We start from the raw sequence: 23,605 nt of genomic DNA, 5'->3' as shown, positions 1-23,605 counted from the left end.
GACGTATGTCGGATTTATCAGCATCCGGTCCAATACGAGGCCGGGCTTTGGCGCAGGAGAAGCGGCGCCAGCAGGCGATGCGTAGGCAGGGTGGCGGCGCGGCCAAGCCAGTCGTCGCGCCTTCCGCGCCAAAGTCTGGAAACAGCATGGGGGCGCAGCCAGTACCTGCGCTCGAAACCCATCCAGAGACGATGTCGACGCGCAGTAGCGGGCGCGAAGCCGCCTTGGTGCATCGCGCCATGCGTTGTTCCGGGGCGCAGTGTTGGGCCGATCCACAGCAGCGCCAAATACGTCATCGTGGGCAGCGACCTGTTGTCAGTTCGGTCGCGCCAGCGGTAGCTGCCGAAGAAGTGGCGCCAGCGTTGATTCCCGGGGTTGAGGAAGAGTTCCTCGACTCGGTTTGTGAGCTTGTCGAGCAAAATCCCGATAGCTTCGGGTGGCGGGAACGCCCTGTTCGGCAGCTCTGTCGTGCACGTCGACAAACCTTGGCGCAGCGTGGCAAGGCGGCTCTTAGCGTGGTACGAGGTTTGAGTTCCGCTGCCGCCCGACTGCGCTACATGGAAAACGGTAGCGCACGGGAATTTGCCAAGCTGCGTCGGGAAGAGCAGGCGCAGCATGGTCGTGGCTTCCAAAAGAGTGCTGCCGATGCCGCGGGCAAGCGGCGCTCCAAAAAGTTCCGCAAAGTTGAAGAAGGTACCACCCTCGCGGGAGCGACGGTGACCGGTACGCAGGTCGAGCGTGGTGATGCGGTTACCGGTAGCGAGATGGGCAGCTGCCGAGCGATTACGGGTACTGAGTACACTGGCGCGGAGCAGTTTGACCGTTTTTGCGGTACCCGCCCTGCAGCGAGCCCGGCCAAGGTTGCGGTTACCAGTACTTCTGGACGTCAGGCGATATCGGGCACGCAAGTGGGTCGTGCAAACACGGTGACTGGTGATGAGTCGGGTGCATGCCGTACCGTAACGGGTACCGAATACCTCAGCAGCGAAGGTTTCCAGAGTTTCTGCAATGCGAATCTGCCTGAGCGACCAGCGAAAGTGGTAACTGGCAGTACACAGAAAAATGCGCTTCCCGTTACCGGTAGTGACGAATCGCGTGCGAATCGTGTGACTGGGTATGAGGCGGGTGCGCAGCGCGGTATTACTGGATCGCAATACTGGGATGCCGGCGTCGCCAAAATGACTATCAACGGTGCCCCGAGCAAGGTTGCCGAAACTCACACCTTTGCTGGACGCACGGTCTCTGGCACAGCGGTAGATAGCAACCAGCGTATCACCGGGTTGGAACCCGGTGAATGTCGGCAGCTCACAGGTACAGAATATTTGAGTCTGGAAAACTACCAGAGCCTGTGCAACAGCAAGCCCGAGGCTGCTCCTGCGAAGGTAGGTGTGGTTGCTACGGAAAAAGGCCAGCGGGTAACTGGGAACCTTGTTGACCGATCGGAGAAGGTGACCGGCAATGAGCCGGGCTCCTGCCAGCGGGTAACCGGCACCGGCTACAATAGCCCCAATCTCTGTGGTGGGGGTGTTGACAAGGTGCAGGCAATGACCAGCTTGGCTGGTTCAACAATCACTGGGACGGGGATGGATCAGCGCCCAAAAATGACAGGTGACGAGCAGGGTGGGTGCTGGCCCGTCACCGGAACGGAATATTATGGGCAAGAGCAGTTTGCCCACTGCGCAAGCACCCCGCAGGCAGAAGCGGCAAAAGTTGCCGTGAGTCGGACGGCGAAAGGTCAATGGGTCAGTGGTCCAGCGATGGAGCCGGCAGATAATGTTACTGGCAACGAGGCTGGCGAGGACCTTGCCGTTACTGGTACACCTTATTTAGGTGAAGAAGTAGAGACAGTAGCTACTGCGCCTAGCGCTAAGAGTGCAGGTTCTTGCGCCTGCGAAAGTTGTGAGTGCAAGCAAAAGGCTCTGGCCTTTGATGCGTTGAACGCTGGTAGTCAGCGCTATGTGGCAACGGCTCCGGCACCGGCGATGCGTGAATCGGTCGCCGTCCAGGACTTCAGTATCGTCCCGCCATCACGCCAAGCGCCAAACCGGATTACCGGCAATGCCTTTGAGCAGAGTGGTCGTATTACCGGGCCAGTCAACTTGGCCCGCGGTTTGATTACCGGCACACCCGAGTTTCGTAGTCGCGAACCGCAAGCGGTTGTTGTAGTGCCGCCGACAGCCGTGATGGCGCCAGATGCAGAAGCCTCGACGCCGGAACGGGGTGCCTGGCGGGTTACCGGTGATGACTGGAGTCGCAACGAGCGTGTCACGGGGACGGAAGGTGCTTGGGCGCAAGGGCGTAACCCTACGCAGCGTGGGGCAGCTCGCTCCTGCGTGATGAGTGCGGGCGCCAATCGCAATCAAGCCCTGGCAGCGCCCGTAAGCGATTCCAAGGTGACCGGAAGCAGCGGTAGCGCGCGAAAGGGTGCAGCGGTGACCTACTCGGGCGGAGCAAGGGGCTAAGTCGCGACCATGGACACACGCAGAAAGATGCGGTACTTACGGCAAAACGCTGCACCACCGGCGTCGATGGTGCCCATGGCGCAGCGCTTCTCCGTGTCTGTGCAGGCCCCAATTTCTGCGTCGGGTACTGTGGCTGAACATCCCGCTTGTAGCACGCTGCCGCAACGCTCTTGTCGGCATCCGCTGACGAATCTCGTGGAGAACGATCGTCTTGCCCGTTGTGAGGAGAGCATCAAGGGGCGCTTCGACGCTATCGTCCCGTTGTTGCAGGAATTGGCGGCGCGAGGCTTGGGGCGCGGTTACGTCGAAGACGCGCAGCGTTTGTCCACAGAGCGTCTCGGCTTTACTCTGCCGGAAAAGCTGCTTGGTAATGCCTGGGTACGAGGCTTGGATACGCGCGGTCTCTTTGCTAGTGCCACCTTTGCGGCTCTGGAACTTGGCGTAGAGCGCTTTTCGCAGCGCATGCGTGATGAAATGCAGGCTGGGGAAAACGTCGATGCGATGCTGGTCGAGTGTGGTTTTCACACACTCAATGTATCTGCCTGTGCCGATGGGCGACTGAAAGGGCTCTTTCCTTATGTCCTGCGCCTGCCCGCCGGGCGTCTGCTGCGACGCAGCGCCTTTGCCGGTACTCTTTTCGACGTCGAGAAAGACGTAGACGATTGGCAGGCAACGGAATTACAGCGTTTTCGGGAAGGCTTCCCGACGACCGCCGACGTGCCCACCCGCTATTTGAAGGTGGCGGTCTATCATGGGAGTTCTCTTGATCCCACCCACCAGGGATGTGCGGCGCATGGAAGTAATGAGAGTAAAGCGTTGGAAGCCGCATTGCAGCGGTTGCAGGATTTCCGTGGGGCGATCGAGAACGAATTTTGTTGTGGTGCAAGCACCGATATTTTGCTGATCGGTTTGGATACGGATACCGATGCAATCCGCATCCACGTGCCAGATGCGAAAGGAAATCTGAGTGCCTATCGTTATGTCGATAATGCACAAGTTTATCAGCAAACCCTGGGTATGGATGCCGATCGAGCACGGCTGGCAGTGTATGAGGCGATCCGCGTAGCGGCGGAGTCTTCTGGCTGGGGGCAGGGGGACGGAATGCCGCATGACGGCATGCGCAGGCTCATTGCTACTTTATTGATCAATAACCTAAGCCAGATTGAATACGTTGGCGAGCAGGTTGGCGGTTGGTATCCCGATCAGGGGCATGGCGAGCGTTTCATTAGCGTTGGGGATGGCTTTCAAGAGTTGCAGGTGCGCAATCTTGCCTACTACGCCCGCCTCGATACCGTGGAAGAGGGTGCCGCAGATCTCGATGTTGGTATCAAGATCTTCAAACACCTCAACATAGAGCGGCAGTTGCCCATTCCTATGACAATACATTATCGCTATGACTCACGCGTTCCCGGCAGTCGTGAGCGCGTGGTGGCCAAGTTGCAGCGTGTTGCCGCTGCGATCCGTCAGCGCTACGCACAACTGGATGGGGACGGCTGGCTGTACCTGCATGGCAGTGTACAAGACATGCCTCTGGGAAGTGTGTTGGAGGAGGTGGTTTTAGCATGAGGATCATGCGTGTTGAAAAGACCTTGGTTTCCACCAACCGCATTGCCGAGATGGGACACCGTCCCTTGCTCGTGGTGCAGGAAAAAGAGGGCGGTACGCGATCGGTAGCGGTGGACTCCGTTGGCTGTATTCCTGGCGATTGGGTGATTTGCGTAGGCTCCTCGGCGGCTCGTGAAGCGGCGGGCTCCAAGGAATATCCATCGGATCTCACGATTATTGGCATTATTGATAATTGGACGTCGGTCTGAAATGGAGATCATGTGTGTTCAATCTGATCTGGTTACCACGCGGCGCATATCTGGGCTGAAACAGGCGTCCTTGCGCGTCCTGCGCGATAGTACCGGCAAGACGGTTGTGGCGACAGATCCGGTGGGGGTGCCCGAAGGCAAGTGGGTGTTTACGGTATCTGGCTCGGCGGCTCGCTACGCGCAGGGCGATTTCGAGGTCCTTACCGATCTCACTATAGGTGGCATCATCGATTTTTGGGAACCCTGACGGGTTCGGGTTTTTCTCTGTGAGGAGGGGTGACAAATGGCAGACGTAACAGGTATTGCGTTGGGAATGATCGAAACCCGTGGTTTGGTGCCGGCTATCGAAGCCGCCGACGCCATGACCAAGGCCGCAGAAGTGCGCTTGATCGGTCGTCAGTTCGTTGGTGGCGGCTATGTGACGGTTTTGGTGCGCGGTGAGACCGGTGCCGTGAACGCCGCTGTGCGTGCTGGCGCTGATGCTTGCGAGCGGGTGGGTGATGGCCTGGTGGCCGCGCACATCATCGCGCGCGTGCATTCCGAAGTGGAACATATCCTGCCCAAGGCCCCGACCGCGTAAAGCGGTGGGCCAAACTGGTCAGGTTCCCAAAGATTTCTTTTGATTTTTCTTAGGAGACAACAATGGCAGATGTAACGGGTATTGCTCTGGGTATGATCGAAACGCGCGGTTTGGTGCCGGCTATCGAAGCCGCCGACGCCATGACCAAGGCCGCAGAAGTGCGCTTGATTGGTCGTCAGTTCGTTGGTGGCGGCTATGTGACGGTCCTGGTCCGCGGTGAGACTGGTGCTGTCAACGCCGCTGTTCGCGCCGGCGCCGACGCCTGTGAGCGCGTGGGTGATGGCTTGGTGGCCGCGCACATCATCGCTCGCGTGCACTCTGAGGTGGAGAACATCCTGCCCAAGGCCCCGACGGCCTGATCTAGTCTTGCGGATGTGACGCGGCGACAGGGATTTTCGCCGTGTCTCTCTTCCCGGACTCCTGAAGGAGATACAACTATGGCAACAGTAACGGGTATTGCATTAGGGATGATCGAAACGCGTGGTTTGGTGCCGGCTATCGAAGCTGCAGATGCCATGACCAAAGCAGCCGAGGTACGTCTGGTCGGTCGTCAGTTTGTTGGTGGCGGTTACGTGACGGTCCTCGTCCGTGGTGAGACCGGCGCCGTGAACGCCGCTGTGCGTGCTGGTGCCGACGCCTGCGAGCGCGTGGGTGATGGCTTGGTGGCTGCGCATATCATCGCTCGTGTCCACTCGGAAGTGGAAAATATTCTGCCCACCACGCCCACAGCCGACGGTGGTGGCCGTGATGGTGAAGTCAGTACAGTGCAGAGCTAAGGACAGGTCTTCGCCTTGCGACCACATCCACGCATAGCCGGCTTTCTGGGTCGAGCACTCAGCCATGAATTTTTGGCAGTGCAGCAATACCTCGTGCAGTCGCGTCTCTGTGGTCTCTGGGGTTGGCAGGATTGGGCCGCGAGTTTCGCCAAGGAATCGCGTGAGGAACTTGAACATGCCGGCCTGCTCAGCGACCACTTATTGCGTATTGGCATCGCTCCCAGTGCAGGGACCTTGCGTCCCTCGCGGCCGGGTAGAGATCTGCGCGAAATGCTTGAGCAGGACATGGCGATTGAGTGGTCGGCAGTAGAGCTGTACGCTGAGGCCCTTGACTTTAGTCGGCGGGTACGAGATGAAGGCGTTGCCCAACTCTTTGCCCATTTATTGGCGGACGAGCAAGGCCACCTAAAGCACTTGCAAGAAACAATCAACTCCTTGGGAGGAGCAGAGCATGGCCAGTGAGGCCCATCTTTCCTGTCCCGAGAGCTGGGAGGAGCGCAAAAGACCGCGCAGCTGGAACCGGCGTTTTGGCTTTTCTGATTATGCTGCTACGCGGGCATTTCTCGACCGCCTGACGGAGTTATCGGAAGAGTTTGGTTATTATCCCAATCTCAATTTTACCCGAGATTACGTTGTCATCGCCATCCAGTTTGAAGGCGAAGAAATCGATGCGAAGCTTGCCGGTTATGCCCATGCGGCGCAAGCGGCCTATGCCGCTGCGGGGTGAGTGGTGAGCTTGCGGCGCATTGTCCTGTTCAATGCCAAAGGCGGCTGTGGCAAAACCACCTTGGCCTGGAACTTGGCCTTTGGTCTGGCGCAGCGCGCCAAGACCCTGCTTGTCGACGCGGACCCACAGGGCAGCTTGGGACGTTGGGCGGACTGGAGTGAGGAAGAAGGCAGCGGGATAGCGGTCGCGGGCTCTGAAGCTCTCGATGGTCAAGCATCGCGGTCCCTCTGTTACCTTGTGGTGGATTGCCCTCCTGCGCTTGAGGCAGCAGAAACGCAGAAGGCACTGGCATCGGCAGACTTCGTTCTGCTCCCGGTTTTGCCCTCGCCGCTGGACCTCTGGGCCAGCCAACGCAGTGTGGAAGCTATTGAAGAATTCCGGCAGAGACGCAAAAGCTTGCGGGCAGCGCTGGTGCTGAATCAGACGGAAGGGCGCAGTGCTCTCTCCCGCGCGGCGGAACACGCTATCGCCACGCTGGGGCTGCCGGTGTTGTCTGGACAGATCGCGAGACGGGCCATCTATCGCAGTGCGGCGGTTGAAGGCAAGAGCGTCTATCAGATGGGAAAGCGCGGAGCAGCAGCCGTCGCGGAAATTGAGGGACTGATCGAGGAGGTGCTCAAGTGACTAGCCAATTGGAAGACAAACTCAACGCCAGTATGCAGAGTCCGCGGCGGCGCAGCAGTGCCAAGGCGACGACAACTGCGGCGGAAAAAGACGCGGTGCCTGCGAGCAGCGCACGTACGACGGCGACCAAAACGAAGCGTGAGCCTGTCGCGGATCTCAACGCCGGAACTGGGCGTGAACTGAATCCGCAGCGCATCTGGCCAGACTGAGTTCATCGCGCAGTACTGTAGGTAGCGCACGACCACGATAGTTGGTCGGGCTTTCATTTACCCGGAGGGCAGGCTGAGCGGCTTATGGCAATCTTGCTGACCGATTATCCCGATGTACTTGCAGAGTTGGGGGACGATGCGTCCACCGTCCTTGAGGCGAATTGGCATGAGGCCGCTCGCATCTTTTCCAAGCGCGGCTTGGAGGCCTATCTCGAAGGGGCGCGCAGCCTAAAATCCTTGGGGCGTGGCACGGATCTCGTGCTCAGCTTTATCCAGGCCGGGCCGCACGTGGCCCGTGACATCGGCGAACAAGCAGTGTTCGAGATGCTGTCCACTGCCATCCGCATGTTTTCCAAGACCAGTTCCGAGGTCCTGGTGCTCTTTTTCTCGACTGCCCCGGTGGTCGCGCAGCGGCTTGGCGAAATTGATCTCTTCCGCGGCTATCTGTTGCTTTTAGATCAACTGCTTGCGCAGGCCCCACGCGGCGTGCGCCCGATGCTGGGCAAAATTGAAGTGCTTCTCGAGCAGATGACTCTTGGCGGCTTGCGCCGTTGGGCGAGTTGGGGTATCTCGGCTTATCGCACGGACTTTGCTGCCCAGGCAGAGTTCTTCGGCTTGGAAACTCCCCAGTCTCTTGCGGTATTGCAGCAAGAGCATCGCGGTATTCTTTTTGTGGACGTGCAGCGGCGTTTGAACATGTACTTGCGCGCCCTCTGGGGTCGCGATTTCTTTCTGCGTCCTACCTCGGGGGATTACGAGAGCCGCACGGGTTACCAGCCCTACATCGAAGACTACTTCATTTTTGTGCCTGATGCCTATGACGATGTTGTCATCGGTGAAGATGACAAGGTACCAGCCCTCGAGGTCTATCGTGCGGCAGTCGCACATGCGGCTGCACACGTGGTCGAATCGCAATTCGATACCCGTCTGGAACTCGCCACGCCGCTGAAAAAGCTCTGGGTAGGGGTGTTTGAAGACGCGCGAGTGGAGACCCTGGAAGGGAAAAAGTTTCCCGGTCTTTTGCCCTTGTGGCGGCGTTTGGGGCGCACGGACGCCGTACGTGAACCAAACGCTGACGCACGGCTTGGCGAAATTGCCGAGCGTGCCGTGTATGCCTTGATCGACCACGACTATGCTGATGCGCACCCACTGGTGGAACGTGCGCGGGAACTCTTTCCGAAAATTCTTGCGGAGGAGGAAGATTTGTACGGCGTTCTGCTCTCCGCTGCGGAGGAGCTGGCCGAGTTGAGCAAAGAGCTGGCTTTGGAGTATTCGGCGCAAAAGGACCAGCCGCGCAGCCCGTACCGGGATGACAATCGCTATCTCTGGACGCCAGCAGGAAGCGCTGGCTCGGTAGACATCCTGAATGGCGGGCAGCCGCAGCTACGCAAATATGTCAACTTGATGGAGATGATCAACGCCGTCGATGTGGAGTTCGCTGGGGACGATGCCCAGGAGATCTGGATTCTTGCCACTGAGTTCTATGATGACGACGGTAAGACCTTCAACGAGAAGGAGGGGAAAGAGCCGGTTGCCCAGCCGGTGAGCTACTCGGAGTGGGATTATCAAACCCAGCTTGAGCGCCCGATGTGGACGACGGTCTACGAGAAGCGCCCGAAAATGGGCGATCCTGCCGAAATTGAGGCCTTGTTGGAGCAAAACAAGCCGTTGGTACAGAAGATCGGCAAGATGATCGAGGCCATTCAGCCACAGGGGGTAGTGCGCACGCGCAAGGTGGAGGACGGTGATGATATCGATATCAATGCTGCCATCCTGGCGATGACCGATATCCGCATGGGCCACCAGCCTGATCCACGTATTGGGATTCGCACCCGGCTGCACATTCGCGATCTATCGGTCACGCTGCTCATTGATCTTTCAGAATCCACTAACGACAAGCTACGCTCGCGAACAGAAGGTGATGTAACGGTCCTACAATTGGCGCGCGAGGCGGCGGTGCTGCTCGCCGGTGCCCTGGATCGCATCGGTGATCCCTTCATGCTTTGTGGTTTTGATTCCAATGGGCGGCATGACGTCGAGTTTTATACCTTCAAGGCCTTTGATGCCCCTTATGACGAGAAGGTGAAAGGACGCTTGGCCGGCATGGCGGGTAAACTCTCCACGCGCATGGGTGCAGCACTTCGTCATACCGGGCACTTGATGGAACAGTATCCGAGTCAGAAGAAGTTGCTCATTCTGCTGACCGATGGCGAGCCCGCCGATAATGATGTGCGCGATCCACAGTATCTGCGCTTTGATACCAAACGCGCGGTAGAGGAATTGGCGCGTAAGGGGATTCGTACGTTTTGTCTGTCTCTCGACCCCTATGCCGACGAGTATGTCAGTCGGATTTTTGGCCAGCGCAATTATTTGGTGTTGGATCATGTCGATAGCCTGCCGCAGAAGCTGCCGCAGCTGTATATTGCGATGACGAAGTGAGGAAAAATATGGGGCGTAGCTTATGTGCGGCATAACTTTCCAGATCGACGAACGAAGCGTTAAGAGGACTTGGTGATGGACACCCTAGCGGTCATTATTCCTTTTGTGCCCGTCTTATCGGCGTTGTTGATTTTTGCCTTTCTGCGTCACAACAAAAGCACAGCCGCACGCCTGAGTGTGCTGGCCACCCTCCTGACCTTCCTGCTATCGCTGTCTCTGCTCGGTGATTACATCAGTTCTGGGATGCCAAAAGTGGTGCTCATTGGGCAGCTTTGGGGGAGTGTCTGGCTGGATCCCCTAGCCTTGATCATGTGGTCTTTTGTTTCCGGGATCAGTCTGCTAGTGCACATGTACTCGGTGCGCTATATGATCGAAGAGCCGAATTATCCGCGCTTTTTCGCTTTGCTTGATCTGATGACGGCGACTATCTTTTTCATGGTTTCCGCTGCCGATTTGATCACCCTGTTGGTAGCGTGGTTCCTGGTGGGCGTATTTCTGTATTTTCTCCTGGGCCATGACACCGATCGCGCGGCCTCCGGTCGCTACGCGTTCTGGACGCAAATCACCTATCGTTTTGGTGATCTGCCCCTGTGGTTGGCGGCCTTCATTCTCTTTCAGGCCTACCATAGTCTGTCTTTGCCAGTCATATTTGCCCAAGTGGCGGCAGCACCGCACGCCGCGCAGCTTTGGGGTATGTCGGTGCCGGCATGGGTGGGTATCCTGATAGCGATTTCCGCCTTCGCCCGCTCGGCGCAATTTTTGCTGCATGGTTGGTTACCCTACACCATGGATGGTCCGACGCCAGTATCGGCCTTAATGCATGCAGGTATCGTCAATGCTGGTGGTTTTCTCTTCAACCGCTTTGCCCCCATTTTTGAGTACACGAGCCTGGCGCTGCACATCGCCTTCGTGATCGGCTTGATCACTGCGGTGCTTGGGTCGGCACTGATGTTGATTCAGAACGACATCAAGCGATCTTTGGGATACTCGACCATGGGTCAGATGGGGTTTATGGTCATGGAGTGTGGCCTAGGTGCTTTCCCTTTGGCGGTCTTTCATCTGATTGCCCACGGCTTCTTCAAGGCCTCGCTATTTTTGGGCGCCGGTAATGCCATTGGGGATGCGCGCGCGAACGATGGCGTGCCACCGGACCCGGTCTATGTTTCTGTCGTAGAGCGGCGGCCCAATAAACCTTCGCGTTTGCCCTGGATCACCGCGGCGGCGTTGACCATACTCGTGCCGGTATTGGTGCTCAGTCTGTCGCATTTTTTTGTGGCCTCGCATCTGTTCTTTGAGCAGGGCGTCATCGTGCTGCTCTTTTTCGCCTGGGTCACTGGAGCGCAGGCCCTGTTTGCCGCGCATAAGATGACGCATAGCAATCCCTGGCAAGTCATGGGTGGTATCCTCGGTTCTTTCGTCCTGGTGGTGGTTGGTTATACCCTGATTAGCCACTATTTCGGCAATTTTCTTTACCCCGAGCCTGGGGCCAGCGCTCGGCTCTTCGCTTCGGCGAGTATCGGCGTGCTCTCTTATGATGTGCTGGTGATTGTATTAGCGCTGATCTTTGTTGGTGGCTGGGCACTAACCTTTTTCGCGGATGCGCAAGATTGGGGACAGCGTTTTAATGACAAGTGGCACGGCACCTATGTGGCACTCTACGCCCTCCTGAGCCGTGAACTGTATCTCAATGACATCTATGTACGCATGACGCAGCTATTACTGGCCGCATCACGTCGTCTGAATGTCTGGTTCCGCTGGAGCTAAGCCCATGGAATGGATCATTCTTCTCATGAGCGCGGTTCTGCTCCCGGTTTTTCCGCTGAGCTTGATCTTTAACCGCCTGGTTGATTCTGCCCCTGGCCCTTGGGGTCGGGCATTGGCGGTGTTGGTGCTACCGCAACTCGGTATCTTACTGCTCTATCACACTGGACCGTTCTTACCCTTGCCGGTTCTAGGGCAACGGATCTGGCTCATGGTGGTACTCTTCACTGCGGTGTTTTACGCATTTCGTGCGGTTAGCGCGCGCGAAATCAATATTTGGTCGCGGCTTACGGCAAGCTCAAGTTTGACCCTTACTTGGCTCTTGGTTGCGAGTGGCAGCTCCGTGCACATGACGGAATTGTTTGCTCTCGCCTGGTCCCTGCCAGCAGGTCTGCTAATGCTCTGGGCGGGCATGCTCAGTCGGCGTATGGGCGGTGCATACCTGGGCTTGCGCGGTGGTTTGGCAACGGAGCTGCCACGCTTGAGTGGACTCATTACCGTTACCGCCTTGGCATTGGTAGCAACACCAGTGTTCCCCAGTTTTTTTGCGCTGTTGCATGTTTTTCATTTGCTCGATCTCTCTTGGCTCTGGCCCCTCCTCCTACTCTTGATGATTTGGGGTTGGTCTATTGGTAAATTCTTGCAAGATCTTCTTTTTGGTATCTATCGCGGTGAACCCCTGGTGGATATTGGCGGGGGAGTGGCGAGTATTGGTGCGGGTATTCTCTTTCTCTTCGCCCTGTTTGGATTGCTCTGGAGTGGCCTATGGATAGGAATCTGACCCTCGGCGACCGCCTCAAGGTCCGGTCAATGATCTACGTTGCCGGCGAGCCGATCCCACGTTTCTGGCCGATGCGTACCTTCATTCACCACAATCCACTCTTTGGTCTGGAGCATATGCCGTTCCCGGATGCGGTAGCGGAAGGAAGCCGTCTGTTCCATGGCCGGGGGTATCTACCTCGTTCTCACTACCAGGGTTATCGTGGCGAGGGCAAGATCGATGACGCAGCTCTGCGTCGATACTTGCAGGACTTCCTGGCGCAGGAACATGTTGATCTGCCGGGTATCGATCTGGAGTCCTGGCTGTGGACAGTGATGACAGAATGCCGCTCGGAACGCTTGGTTGCCGCAAGCGACTGGTTGGATGGAGAGGCACTGGCCGCCGCGTTCCAGGGGCAGGAAGCACCCGAACTAGACTCTGCCCCTCTAGTGGAACGCCTCAGGGCAGTGTTGCAGCGAAAAATTGCTAGCGATGGACCGTTGTATGGCAATATTGATCTGCTCTTTGGCACCAAAATTGGTGATACCCTAGACGACCTGCTCGTAAAAAGCTGCCTGGATTTCTTTGATGAGGGGCAGTCCGCGTGGCAGGCACCGAGTCGGGAGAAGGGGTTTTTTGCCTCATGGAAAGATGTGGCACAGCACAATCTGCGTTTTACCTTGCTTGGATTGCACTTGCGCGAACTTTTGGCATCCAGTGAGAGTCCCGAGGGGACCATCGCACAGATTCTGCTTTTGCTGAAGATTCCTGAAGAACATTGGCAAAAGTACATCACCCGGCAGCTTACCCGCTTGCATGGTTGGGCGGGCTTCATTCGCTTCCGTAGTATGGCCAAGCATTATTACTGGGCTCAGCAATATCCGGCAGATCTCACCGATTTCCTGGCGGTGCGCATGGTCCTTGGCCTCTCTTTGGTACAGGAGGCGGTACGGCATCATGGCTGCCCCGGGGATGCAGAGGCGCTGCAGCAATTCGTCTACGACGACCCCTACGGCGCTTATTTGCGCAGCGAGCTGCATGGTGGGACGATTTTGCCGGCTTGGGCGCAGCGCGTTGATGACGCCTTGGCGCGCCGCTCTCGGCGCGGATTTCCTGCCTTGGCCTCGGACTATATTCACGCTAAGCGAGAGCATGAGGCGCAACGGAAAACGCAGGCCTTGCGCGCGTTGGCAGGGCGGGTAGGAGCGGATGCCCTGGCTTCGCTGCAAGCCTTGCTGCCAGAGCAGTTGGCGCAATTTGTGAATGTGCTGCGGCGTTGGGAGCAAGCAGAGGGCTTTGCATGGTTGCGCGCGATGGAGTCCCACTACATCACCGATTTGGTGCGTAAGGTACGCTTACCAGAAGACCATCCGAAAAAACGCCCATTTGCTCAGGCATTTTTCTGTATCGATGTGCGTTCCGAGCCCATGCGCCGCCATCTGGAAGCCTTGGGCGACTACCAGACCTTTGGCATCGCGGGATTTTTTGGGGTACCGATTGGCTATCTGGAGTATGGCAAAGGCAGTGAGGTCCACCTGTGCCCTGCCGTGCAAACGCCCAAGAACCTCATCGTCGAAATCCCCGCCGAACTAGAGCTCGAAGAAGAGCCGTTGTATGGAGCGCTAGAGCATGTTCTACATGACATCAAGTCCTCTGTGCTCTCACCTTTTGTAGCGGTGGAGGCGGTGGGTTTGATCTTCAGTCTTGGATTGATCGGGAAAACGGTCTCGCCGGTCACCTATCACGAGCTGCATGGTCGCTTACATGCCGAAAAGCCGACTACCCGCCTGTTGATCGATAAATTGAATGCGGAGCAGGCCGATTCCATTATCCGCGCTGTGCAGCGCGCAATGATTGTCCGTGCCCTGCAACGGGAATTGCAGGTGAGTCGCGACCAGGTGACAGGTAATGAGGTACGCGAGCTGCGCGAAATTGCCTTGGGTAACCGCGTCGGCCGCAGTGCCTTGGCGGAACGCCTGGGGCTATCGTTGCCGGTGGAAGCCGAATTTATCGAGAAACTGCGCAGCGGCTATCGAGTCGACCGGCAGGAAACCAGCCTGCAGAGGGAGCGCATTGCCCGTCTGGGCTTTAGTATCGAGGAGCAGGTACGCTATGTATCCAATGCCCTGTTGTCGACCGGCCTGAACCAAAACTTCTCCCGTTTTGTGCTTATGGTGGGGCATGAGAGTCAGACCGAGAATAACCCCTACGAATCGGCCCTCGATTGTGGCGCTTGCGGTGGTGGTCGCGGTCTGCCGAATGCGCGGGTGATCAGTGCTATGGCCAATCAGCCGGAGGTGCGTCGCCTGCTGCGCGAGAAGAAAGGGATCGACATCCCCGAAGATACCTGGTTCATGGCGGCGGTCCACAATACCACCACGGATGAAATCACCCTGCACGACCTGGATCTGCTGCCGGCGCGCCATCTACTGTACGTGGAGCGGCTGCGCAGCGGTCTTGCCGCGGCAACTCGCGTGACCGCGGCGGAGCGTATGCCCACTCTGGGGGGGAGCCCCAGCCTGGCGAAGGAGCCCTATGCGGCCGCGGCTATGGCGCGTCGACATGCCCATGACTGGTCGCAGGTGCGGCCGGAATGGGGGCTGTCGCGTAACCTCTATGGCATCATTGGCGGTCGCTACCTAACAGAGGGAGTGAATCTCGAGGGACGCCCCTTCCTGCAATCCTACGACTACCGCCTCGATCCCAAGGGGCGTTTTCTGGAAAATATTCTCTCGGCGCCGGTGGTGGTAGGAGAGTGGATCAATCTGGAACATTATTTTTCTACCGTTGACGTGCACCATTACGGCAGTGGCAGCAAGGCCTATCACAACGTCGCCGGCCGCTTTGGCGTGATGACCGGGAACCAGAGCGACCTGCGTACCGGTCTGCCCATCCAATCGATGTATCGGGAAGGCAAACCTTACCATGAGCCGGTTCGTCTGATCGCTCTTGTAGAGGCGCCCGCGGGCTTCGTTCTTGCGGCGGTGGGCCGCTTGCCCAAGGTCAAGGCGCTGATTATGGGTGGCTGGCTGCGGGTGATCGTGATGGACCCGGAGGACGATTACCGCTGTCTGGTATTGGAAGAAGGCGAATTTCAGGTACACCCAGAATCGGGTAGACAATATCGGCAAAGCTTACTGGAGGCCAGTGCATGAACACCCTCAATCTTCATCCGTTGAAAAAGATCGAGATCATCCTCGAAGGCGCGCACCGTGATTTTGCGACTGACCTGTTGGACCGCGCCGGCGTCAAGGGCTATAGCATCGTCGGCAATCTCTCGGGCAAAGGCAGCCACGGTATTTACGAGGGCCATTTGATGTTCAACGAAGACGATGTGTTGATGATGATTATTGTTGCTGTACCACAGGATTTGCTCGCTCCTATTCTTGAAGGGTTTACCCCGTTCTTTGAAAAACATCAGGGGGTGATGTTCGTTTCCGATATCCAGGTGAGCCGCCTGGTCAAGTTCCAAAATTGAGGGGTAAGCAGCCGTGAGTATGGACAATAGCCAGTATGTAATCAGTCAGGAACCGTATTACAAGGAGGTCCACGACGAGATTTCTTTGTTCGAGGCTGCTTATGCGGCGCGCCTGCCAATGATGGTGAAGGGCCCGACGGGCTGTGGCAAATCGCGCTTTATCGAGTATATGGCGTGGCGTTTACAGCGGCCGCTGATTAGCGTCGCCTGTAATGAAGATATGACCGCATCTGATCTGGTCGGACGTTTTCTGCTCGACAAGGATGGTACCAAGTGGCAGGACGGTCCCTTGACCACCGCCGCACGCATGGGCGCCATCTGCTATCTCGACGAAGTAGTGGAGGCGCGGCAGGACACCACCGTCGTCATCCATCCTCTTACCGACCACCGACGCACTCTGCCCCTCGATAAAAAGGGCGAGTTGCTGCATGCCCATCCAGATTTCTTGCTGGTGATTTCCTACAATCCGGGTTACCAGTCGTCAATGAAGGATCTGAAGCAGTCCACCAAACAGCGCTTTGGTGCCTTGGACTTTTCCTACCCCGATCGCGACCTGGAGATCGAGATTGTCGCGCATGAATCTGGCGTCTCCACCGAGATGGCGGGTAAGTTGGTCTCCATTGCCGAGCGTTCACGCAACCTTAAAGGTCATGGTCTCGATGAAGGCTTGTCAACACGTATGCTGATCTACGCCGGCTCTCTGATCGAGAAGGGGATTGCGCCCCTGGCCGCCAGCAGCGTTGCTCTCGTTCGCCCGATTACCGATGATCCAGACATGCGTGATGCCCTGGATGCGGCGGTGACGACTTTCTTCTGAGAAACTTGTTTACCGTAACGAAAAGGCGGCATTTTGCCGCCTCATTCTTTTCTGCCGAGTGGTTTCAAGGGGACTCAGCGCCGATGTTGTCGTAGCCAATCCTGGCTCTTCACCAGCAGGCGATGGATGGAGAGTTCGCGGTTGTAGCTATGTACTTCGTGTAGTGGCACCCAGCGCAGTTCGTGCGACTCGCTATTGCCCAGCAGCGGCAAACGGTCGTCAATTTCCACCAAAAAGCGGATGTCCAAGTGGTGGTGCTCTGGTTCTTCGCGCCGCGCCGGAATACGGTGGATGTCGATGTCAAAAATTTGATGCGAAAGAAAATGGATATGTTCAGCGGCGAGTCCTGTCTCTTCGCTACACTCCTTCAGTGCTACCCGCTGCACATCTTCGTCACCGTCGCTGTGGCCGCCCGGTTGAAACCAGCGCTCGAGCTTGCGATGCAGCATCAGTAGCACGTGATCGCCCGCTGGGTTCAGCACCCAACTAGACGCCGTGACATGCAGTCCAGGGCCGCTGCGAAGAAAGCAATCCGGCCCTGTGGCGAGGAGGGCGCAGCCACGACGGGCGTAGGCTGCTTCTTCGGGATAACGGCTGCGATACGCACACAGAGCTTGCCGGAGGGTTTCGCGGTCCATCCTCAGGTCCAGGAAGGGTTCTCGACCGCATGAATGGCTGCGGCGGCGGCCTCGTCCACGTCTGCTTCCTTGCCAGCAATGGTGAGACGGCCATAGGCGCCAACGGCGCGTACGTCGATTAGGGTGATATTGGCGGCTTTTTCCGCCTGATTGGCAGCGTAGATCACGTAACCCGCAGGTTCCGTCTCAAGAATGAACATGCTCTGCTCGGGCAGGATCATGGAGCCGCGACGGGCTTGGCGATTAATGAGGACGGTGTGGTCCGGCATCATGCCGCGAATGATTTCATTCCAGGTCACGCGACAGACCGTACGATCACTTTGTTGTGCGCCCATCCGCTGCAGCACCACGCGGCCCGCCTCGCGGACGTCACTTTGATCACGATGATGCACTACCATGGTACCAAATTCGCGTTCGACCACCTGCTGCGAGAGATGTACGCGCGTGGCCTTGAGGGCAATATCAGTCAGGCGATGCACTGCCATGCCTGGCGACACCTCAATCCACAGCGCCGCATCCCCAGGTACCGGCAAAAAGCCTTGGGAAACCGAGGCCATATATGCCGCAAGCTGGGGCTGCAGAGAGTCGATGTAGACGTAAGTGCGAAGATGGATCATGGACAAGGCTTTGACATTTCCCGTTAGTATAAGCGAAAAATGCGCTTGTTTATAGCCCTCTAGCGCGACTCCTCCCGTCTCCAAAGCGCAACTTGCGGGCAATCTGGAGACGGGATTCGCACTACGAGGGGAAAAGTTTTTGGGTGATCTCTGCCACGTGCCGCCCCTGAAAGCGCGCTATGGCAAGCTCGTTTGCCGAAGGTTGGCGACTGCCATCACCTTTGGCGAGGGTGCTGGCGCCGTAGGGAGTGCCGCCAGTGATCTCGTCCATATTGGTCAGCTCGGGACAGGTGTAGGGCACGCCAACCACGATCATCCCCTGATGGAAGAGAAAGGGATGAAAACTCAGGATGGTGCTTTCCTGACCGCCATGCTGCGTTGCGGTACTGACAAAAACGCTGCCGACTTTGCCCGCCAGGGCTCCATCATGCCAGAGCCCGCCGGTACGATCGAGAAAATTGCGCATCTGCCCGGTCATGTTGCCAAAGCGGGTAGGGGTGCCAAATAGGATGGCATCGTAATCGCCCAACTCGTGTGGATGTGCCTCGGGCGCGCTTTGTGTTTTTACATGCATCGCAGACTGTTTCTCTGCGTCCATGGTTTCTGGCACGCGTCTGATTACTACCTCCACTCCCGGTACCGAACGTGCCCCTTCTGCTTCCGCTTCCGCCATCTGTTCAATATGACCCCACAGGCTATGGTATAGCACCAAGATTTTGCTCATTAAATGTCTCCTTTTACTGCTTCGAATTATGCCAGTCGCCCGGCCCGATAGTCTTCTAACGCTTGCTGCAATTGCTCCTCATTGTTCATCACAAAGGGGCCATACTGGGCAATAGGCTCGCCCAAGGGCCGCCCAGCCACCAACAATACACGGCTGGCTGTGTGCGCCTGAATCGTCACACCAGTCCCGGCGTCGTGCAAAATGGCAAGATGCTGCGCGGGAATATTCCGCCCGCCGATCTCGACTTCCCCTGTATAAGGCACAACAAAGGCATGATGGCTAGCGGGTAGATCCTGCCAGAAGCTGGCCCCCGCCGGTAGCTCCAGATCCACAATCAGTGGTTCTGTCTGTGGCCGTTGTACTGCACCCTCGACGCCATGGCTGGAGCCGGCGATCACCGTCCACCGGCATCCTTGGGCGTCTTCACCGCGCGGCAGTTCGCTGGCCGGAAAGTCGTGATACCAGGGTGCGCAAAGTTTGTCTGCGGCCGGCAGGTTCAACCATAGTTGAAAGCCGGCCATACGTCCTTCGCTCTGCTGCGGAATCTCGGAGTGGACTACCCCCTTGCCCGTCGTCATCCACTGCACCCCACCACTCTCCAGCAAGCCCTCGTGCCCGGCGCTATCGCGGTGCAGCATGCGCCCAGCCAGCATGTAGGTGATGGTCTCGAAGCCGCGATGCGGATGATCCGGAAAGCCCGCAATATAGTCGTCCGGGCTGTCGCTACCGAAGGCATCGAGCATAAGAAAAGGATCGAGCCTCTTTTGTAATGAACGCTCAAAGAGGCGGGTGAGTTTGACCCCCGCACCATCGGAAGTGGCGCGGCCAGGGATGACGCTTTCCACGCTCCGGCTCTGCTCAGCAAAATTGCTCATGATGTCGTCTCCTCGCGCAGGCTTTGCGCATAACGATGTTTTTGCATAGTATGTCATCAGGTATTTTTGTAAAGTAGGTACCAATTAGTAACCATGAGAAAGACGATACAAGATAGTCCCTGCCCCATGGATTCCCTGCTGCGCCTGCTGATGGGGCCATGGACTACCTACATCCTTTGGGTATTGCGTAACCAGGGCCCATTGCGCTTTGGCGTATTGCAGCGATCTGTTGGCAAAATTTCCGCGCGCATGCTGACAGAGCGCCTGCGTTTATTGGAGGAAGCGGGAGTTATCTATCGCGAGTACCGTCCTACCGTGCCGCCGGAAGTGAGCTATGGTCTGACGGAACGTGGTCGAGAATTGGGATCTATGCTGGACGGGCTCGATGCCCTGGCACGCAAATGGGCAGCGGAGGGTTTTCACTAGCGCTTCCCCTTGCCGGGGGGGCAGGGAGTCGATACCCTGCTCGCTGATTTCTGGAGGGGTGATGGCTATGGCAGCGTTGATTTTTGACACGGAGACTACGGGGCGTACGGAGCCGCAGCTAATCGAAGCCGCGTGGTTGCGGGTAAATGACCTGCGTACCCTAGAGGTGGAAGAGCAATTTGTGCAGCGCTACCGTCCCGAAAAAAGGATAGAGCTAGGCGCGATTGCTGTTCATCACATCCTCGATGAGGATCTCGCCGACTGTCCGCCCGCCAATGCCTTTCACTTGCCCGCCGATACCGAATACCTGGTGGGGCACAGTATCGACTTTGATTGGGGGGTTGTCGGCAAGCCCGAGGTGAAACGGATCTGCACCTATGCCATGAGTCGGCGCCTGTGGCCGGAGATTGATAGTTTTTCGCAATCTGCCTTGCTCTACCACTTCAGTAAAGATCGCAACAAGACCCGAGAGAATCTCAAGAACGCCCATTCCGCGTTGGCTGATGTAAAGTTCTGTCGGGTGATTTTGAATCGCATTATCATGGCGGTGCGGCCAGCGAGTTGGGAAGCCCTTTGGGAGTTCAGTGAACGTGCTCGCATTCCGGAAACGATGCCATTTGGTAAACACAAAGGCGTAAAAATCTGCGATCTGCCGGATGATTATCGTCGTTGGGCGCTTAACAATTTAACCGATATGGATCCCTACTTGCGCAAGGCCCTGGAGGGATCTGCGTAACTGCGTCGGTTATCCGCCACTGCGGGAGATCGCCATGATACCTGAGACTGCTCTGCTTCTGCTTTTTGTGGCAGCCTCTTTGTTGGCTGTCATTGCCCATCGTTTGCGCCTCCCTTATACCGTTGCACTGGTATTGGGCGGGCTGTTGCTCGGCAGTCTGCACCTTTTTCAAACTCCCGTTCTTACGCATGATCTGGTTTTTAGCATTTTTCTGCCGGGACTGATTTTCGAGTCGGCATATCACCTCTCTGCAAGTACCTTGTGGCGCGACCGCCTTGCCATTTTCGGTCTGGCAGTGCCCGGCGTATTCCTGTCAATGATCGTTACCGCCTATGTTTTTTTAGGGGTGTATCCCTACCTTCCGCACTTGGCTGGCATGAGTCTCAGCTTGGGCGTCGCGTTGGTATTTGGTGCTGCCGTGGCGGCGACTGATCCCATCTCCGTGGTTTCCATTTTCCGTCAATTGGGCGCGCCCCCGCGCCTGACCTTTTTGATTGAAAGTGAAAGCCTGCTCAACGATGGGACTGCCATTGTCTTCTTTACGCTTTTTATGGGAATTGCCCTGGGTAAAAATATCTCCCTGCCATCTCTTGGGTTGGAGTTTGTTACCATGGTTGGGGGCGGAGCCCTGCTTGGCCTCGTTATCGGCTGGCTTAGCTCGGAAGTGATCAAGCGGGTAAACGACGGGATGGTAGAGATCACCATCACGATTTTGGCCGCGTATAGTAGCTTCCTGCTCGCTACACAGCTCAATTTTTCCGGCGTGATTGCCACCGTTGTGGCCGGTCTGCTTTGTGGCAATTATGCGGCGCAGCGCGGCATGAGCGCCTCGGTGCGCATGGCGGTCAATACCTTCTGGGAATATCTCGGCTTTGTCCTTAACTCGTTGATCTTTTTGTTGGTAGGCTTGACCATCCATCTGGAAGATTTGCTGAAGATTTGGGCGCTGATCCTCGCGGCGTATCTCGCGGTTACTGTGGCGCGCGCCGTAGTGGTCTATGGAATGGGCGCAATTCTCCGACCAACACGCGCCCGTATCCCGTTGAATTGGAATTTTATCCTACTTTGGGGAGGAATTCGTGGTGCACTTTCCATGGTCCTGGCACTCAGCCTACCGATGGATTTCCCCTCCCGTGATCTGCTTATCAATCTGGTTTTTGGCGTCGTGTTGCTGACTATTTTGGTGCAGGGCCTGAGTATCTCGCCTCTCGGTCGTCTCTTCGGTGTCCTCGCGGCGAAAAATGACAACGAGAATTTCGAGAGAAATCGCTTGCGACTTGCCCTCGCCGAGCATGATCTCGATGAGCTGAAAGCGCTAGAACATCAGGGGCTGCGTGATCAACAGGTGTTACAGCTATTGCAGCAGCATTTTATCGAGGAGCGCGATCAGACACAGGCAAATCTGGCCGCCGAAAATCTCGACCAAGACTGGATTCGCCAACGCGATTATACGCGCTTGTATCGACGTTTGCTTCTGCAACGGAAGCAGCGAGTTCTGGATGCTCGGCAAGAGGGGTTACTGGGCGAAGGTGGCGCGGAAGAGTTGCTTGCCGATGTGGATGCGCAGCTTTTGGAAATCGAGTCCGCGCCCGGAAAGGTATTTCAGCGGGCGAATGAGCGTGGACAAGACCTTGAGGTAGAAAATAAGGGGGCTTCAGAGACCAGTGCTTAGCAGTATGCCACTGCCTGCGCCCAGTCAGATCTTTTTCTCTCTGACTTAGGAAGTCCGAGCATCAATAAAATGATTTTTGAGAATATGAAAGAAGCGCCGGTATTTGCGCAACTCGCGGTCGAGCACCAGAACTTGGTCCATGATTTCGTCCGGGTGGGCGCGATCGATGCTGGCAACGAGTTCGCGCAGCTTCTCTTGCACCAGTTCCTGCTTTTCTTCCAAGGCGTCCAAGGCCTCTTGTAATTCGCTGAGCGATTTGGCGACGGGTCTCTGTGCAGCGGGATGTTGTCGTATATTCATACAATTGCTCCGAAGGAATAGGCCCCGCGAACGGGGCCTGTGTAGATCAGTGGGCCGAATACATCGCCTTTTTGGTGTAGCGACCACGGAAAACCCAGATCTGGTACCAGTTGTACATAATCATGATGGGCACAAAGCCCGTCATGAATAGGGTAAAGACTGCCAGGGAGTCTGCCGGGTTGGCTGCTTCCTGTACGGTCCAGGTGCCGGGCACAATGTAGGGGAACATCGTCGCCCACAGGGCAAACCACATCAGCGCGACAACGCCTTCGCCCCAGAGCAAGGCAATAAAATCTCTCGAGGCAGAGTGTGCCATCATCGACTTATAGGCGAAGCCGAGGATTGCGAGAATCCAGATTAGCCATACCCACCAGTGGCTACCCGTCCACTTCGCCGCTGCCCAGGGGAAGAGGGCATAGGACCAGATCAAGGTAATAACGATGGCCGCCAAGGCAATCAGGGAAAACGCATTGGTCCACTTCTTAGCACGTTCGTGGATGACGTCACCTGGCACGAAGCGCGCACAGAGATACAAGCCACCTGCCAAACTGGCGGCAATGACGGCCCCGACACCTGTCCAGATGCTGAACCAGCTAAGAAAGTCCAGCGGTCCACCAGAAAAATGCTTCACGGCATTGAAAGAAAATGCGTGTGCTCCGCTGACGCCTTCGGCGGCAATGTGGTGCATGGTGGGAAAGCCGAGCAACGTACCACCGAGGGCTACGCCGGCGCCAAAAGGGGCAACCAGACTACCGAATGCGAAGAGGAAGCCCCAAAAGCGTTTGGAACCAATGGCATGCACATGAAACTCAAATGCCACGGCGCGCATGATGATGCCCCACAAGGCGATCATCAGAGGGATCATCAGGTAATTGAAGGCCGAGCCATAGACCAACGGAAAGGCGCCAAAAAGGACGCCACCCGCGACAACCAGCCAAGTTTCATTACCGTCCCAAAAACCGGCCATGGACGCCATGATGGCTCCGCGTTCCTCTTCATCGGGAGAAAACAGGGCAAAGATGCCGGCACCCAAATCGGCCCCATCGAGGCCAACATAGAGCAGAAACATCAAACAAAGCACCAGCCACCACCAAGTGGAGAGGCTGGATGCGATTCGTGCAATATCAAACATAAATTTCTCCGTGGCGAGCCGGGGCTTAGTGCCCCGGC

The 23,605-nt window shown here is 56.9% G+C and carries 26 protein-coding genes; 20 read left to right on the top strand and 6 right to left on the bottom strand.

Translation table 11 applies throughout. The annotated features are described in order from the left end of the window. Window positions 1-5: 5 nt before the first annotated feature. The 17 genes from AB4090_RS06225 to AB4090_RS06145 all read left to right on the top strand — a co-directional run bounded on the left by AB4090_RS06225 (window position 6) and on the right by AB4090_RS06145 (window position 16,447). A complete protein-coding gene (locus AB4090_RS06225) occupies window positions 6-2,462 on the top strand; it encodes a CsoS2 family carboxysome shell protein (RefSeq protein ID WP_369572998.1) in 2,457 nt (818 codons plus the stop codon). A gap of 9 nt (window positions 2,463-2,471) precedes the next feature. Beyond that, window positions 2,472-4,028 carry a carboxysome shell carbonic anhydrase gene (locus tag AB4090_RS06220; protein ID WP_369572997.1) on the top strand — a complete coding sequence of 519 codons (1,557 nt, stop codon included), beginning with the start codon at window positions 2,472-2,474 and terminating at the stop codon, window positions 4,026-4,028. After that, window positions 4,025-4,276: a carboxysome peptide A gene (locus AB4090_RS06215; protein WP_369572996.1), complete on the top strand. Its 252-nt coding sequence runs from the start codon at window positions 4,025-4,027 to the stop codon at window positions 4,274-4,276. The genes AB4090_RS06220 and AB4090_RS06215 overlap by 4 nt, the downstream gene beginning before the upstream one ends. Window positions 4,277-4,286: 10 nt before the next feature. Then, entirely contained in the window at window positions 4,287-4,523 is a 237-nt protein-coding gene (locus tag AB4090_RS06210) for a carboxysome peptide B (RefSeq protein WP_369572995.1), read from the top strand. 36 nt (window positions 4,524-4,559) lie between these two features. After that, on the top strand, window positions 4,560-4,856 hold the full coding sequence (locus tag AB4090_RS06205; RefSeq protein ID WP_308388236.1) for a BMC domain-containing protein: 297 nt from the start codon (window positions 4,560-4,562) through the stop codon (window positions 4,854-4,856). Between the two features lie 62 nt (window positions 4,857-4,918). Beyond that, a complete protein-coding gene (locus AB4090_RS06200; RefSeq protein ID WP_004871256.1) occupies window positions 4,919-5,215 on the top strand; it encodes a BMC domain-containing protein in 297 nt (98 codons plus the stop codon). Between the two features lie 78 nt (window positions 5,216-5,293). Further along, window positions 5,294-5,632 (top strand): BMC domain-containing protein, encoded by a 339-nt coding sequence (locus AB4090_RS06195; protein ID WP_369572994.1) that lies wholly within the window; start codon window positions 5,294-5,296, stop codon window positions 5,630-5,632. A gap of 15 nt (window positions 5,633-5,647) precedes the next feature. After that, window positions 5,648-6,094, top strand: a complete 447-nt coding sequence (locus AB4090_RS06190) for a bacterioferritin (protein WP_369572993.1) — start codon at window positions 5,648-5,650, stop codon at window positions 6,092-6,094. Further along, window positions 6,084-6,359, top strand: coding sequence for a hypothetical protein (locus tag AB4090_RS06185; RefSeq protein WP_369572992.1), 276 nt, complete (start codon window positions 6,084-6,086; stop codon window positions 6,357-6,359). The genes AB4090_RS06190 and AB4090_RS06185 overlap by 11 nt, the downstream gene beginning before the upstream one ends. A gap of 3 nt (window positions 6,360-6,362) precedes the next feature. Next, on the top strand, window positions 6,363-6,983 hold the full coding sequence (locus tag AB4090_RS06180; protein WP_369572991.1) for an AAA family ATPase: 621 nt from the start codon (window positions 6,363-6,365) through the stop codon (window positions 6,981-6,983). Then, a complete protein-coding gene (locus AB4090_RS06175) occupies window positions 6,980-7,192 on the top strand; it encodes a hypothetical protein (RefSeq protein WP_369572990.1) in 213 nt (70 codons plus the stop codon). The genes AB4090_RS06180 and AB4090_RS06175 overlap by 4 nt, the downstream gene beginning before the upstream one ends. 84 nt (window positions 7,193-7,276) lie before the next feature. After that, entirely contained in the window at window positions 7,277-9,631 is a 2,355-nt protein-coding gene (locus AB4090_RS06170) for a nitric oxide reductase activation protein NorD (protein ID WP_369572989.1), read from the top strand. 75 nt (window positions 9,632-9,706) lie between these two features. Then, on the top strand, window positions 9,707-11,395 hold the full coding sequence (locus AB4090_RS06165) for a proton-conducting transporter membrane subunit (protein WP_369572988.1): 1,689 nt from the start codon (window positions 9,707-9,709) through the stop codon (window positions 11,393-11,395). A gap of 4 nt (window positions 11,396-11,399) precedes the next feature. Beyond that, window positions 11,400-12,173 carry a hypothetical protein gene (locus AB4090_RS06160; protein WP_369572987.1) on the top strand — a complete coding sequence of 258 codons (774 nt, stop codon included), beginning with the start codon at window positions 11,400-11,402 and terminating at the stop codon, window positions 12,171-12,173. Then, on the top strand, window positions 12,158-15,307 hold the full coding sequence (locus AB4090_RS06155) for a DUF2309 domain-containing protein (protein WP_369572986.1): 3,150 nt from the start codon (window positions 12,158-12,160) through the stop codon (window positions 15,305-15,307). Before AB4090_RS06160 ends, AB4090_RS06155 begins: the two co-directional genes overlap by 16 nt. After that, the gene (locus AB4090_RS06150) at window positions 15,304-15,630 is read left to right on the top strand and encodes a P-II family nitrogen regulator (RefSeq protein ID WP_369572985.1); all 327 of its coding nucleotides are present in this window, start codon (window positions 15,304-15,306) and stop codon (window positions 15,628-15,630) included. Before AB4090_RS06155 ends, AB4090_RS06150 begins: the two co-directional genes overlap by 4 nt. Before the next feature lie 19 nt (window positions 15,631-15,649). Continuing rightward, window positions 15,650-16,447, top strand: coding sequence for a CbbQ/NirQ/NorQ/GpvN family protein (locus AB4090_RS06145; protein WP_369573027.1), 798 nt, complete (start codon window positions 15,650-15,652; stop codon window positions 16,445-16,447). A 74-nt stretch (window positions 16,448-16,521) separates the two neighbouring features. On the opposite strand, the gene AB4090_RS06140 is transcribed toward AB4090_RS06145, so the two are convergent. The 4 genes from AB4090_RS06140 to AB4090_RS06125 form a co-directional block, all read right to left on the bottom strand. Continuing rightward, complete coding sequence (locus tag AB4090_RS06140) at window positions 16,522-17,085, bottom strand: NUDIX hydrolase (protein WP_369572984.1); 564 nt, start codon at window positions 17,083-17,085, stop codon at window positions 16,522-16,524. Window positions 17,086-17,087: 2 nt separating this feature from the next. Beyond that, the gene (locus AB4090_RS06135) at window positions 17,088-17,702 is read right to left on the bottom strand and encodes a BMC domain-containing protein (protein ID WP_369572983.1); all 615 of its coding nucleotides are present in this window, start codon (window positions 17,700-17,702) and stop codon (window positions 17,088-17,090) included. A 121-nt stretch (window positions 17,703-17,823) separates the two neighbouring features. Then, window positions 17,824-18,426, bottom strand: a complete 603-nt coding sequence (gene wrbA / locus AB4090_RS06130) for an NAD(P)H:quinone oxidoreductase (protein ID WP_369572982.1) — start codon at window positions 18,424-18,426, stop codon at window positions 17,824-17,826. 26 nt (window positions 18,427-18,452) lie between these two features. Beyond that, a complete protein-coding gene (locus tag AB4090_RS06125) occupies window positions 18,453-19,301 on the bottom strand; it encodes a pirin family protein (protein ID WP_369572981.1) in 849 nt (282 codons plus the stop codon). A 93-nt stretch (window positions 19,302-19,394) separates the two neighbouring features. On the opposite strand from AB4090_RS06125, the gene AB4090_RS06120 reads away from it, so the two are divergent. From AB4090_RS06120 to AB4090_RS06110, 3 genes are all read left to right on the top strand, one after another. Then, entirely contained in the window at window positions 19,395-19,727 is a 333-nt protein-coding gene (locus tag AB4090_RS06120; protein WP_369572980.1) for a winged helix-turn-helix transcriptional regulator, read from the top strand. 61 nt (window positions 19,728-19,788) lie between these two features. Next, window positions 19,789-20,463, top strand: a complete 675-nt coding sequence (locus tag AB4090_RS06115) for a DUF3820 family protein (protein ID WP_369572979.1) — start codon at window positions 19,789-19,791, stop codon at window positions 20,461-20,463. A 34-nt stretch (window positions 20,464-20,497) separates the two neighbouring features. Next, complete coding sequence (locus AB4090_RS06110) at window positions 20,498-22,135, top strand: cation:proton antiporter (RefSeq protein WP_369572978.1); 1,638 nt, start codon at window positions 20,498-20,500, stop codon at window positions 22,133-22,135. Window positions 22,136-22,180: 45 nt separating this feature from the next. Here the strand turns inward: AB4090_RS06110 and AB4090_RS06105 are convergent, their stop codons facing one another. Then, window positions 22,181-22,435, bottom strand: coding sequence for a hypothetical protein (locus tag AB4090_RS06105; RefSeq protein WP_369572977.1), 255 nt, complete (start codon window positions 22,433-22,435; stop codon window positions 22,181-22,183). Window positions 22,436-22,481: 46 nt separating this feature from the next. Next, entirely contained in the window at window positions 22,482-23,567 is a 1,086-nt protein-coding gene (locus AB4090_RS06100; RefSeq protein ID WP_369572976.1) for a cytochrome d ubiquinol oxidase subunit II, read from the bottom strand. Window positions 23,568-23,605: the final 38 nt, after the last annotated feature.

The organism is Acidithiobacillus sp. IBUN Pt1247-S3 (assembly GCF_041146875.1).
GTDB lineage: Bacteria > Pseudomonadota > Gammaproteobacteria > Acidithiobacillales > Acidithiobacillaceae > Igneacidithiobacillus.
Note: the sequence above shows the minus strand (reverse complement) of the source record. Positions and strands in the feature narration are given on the sequence as shown.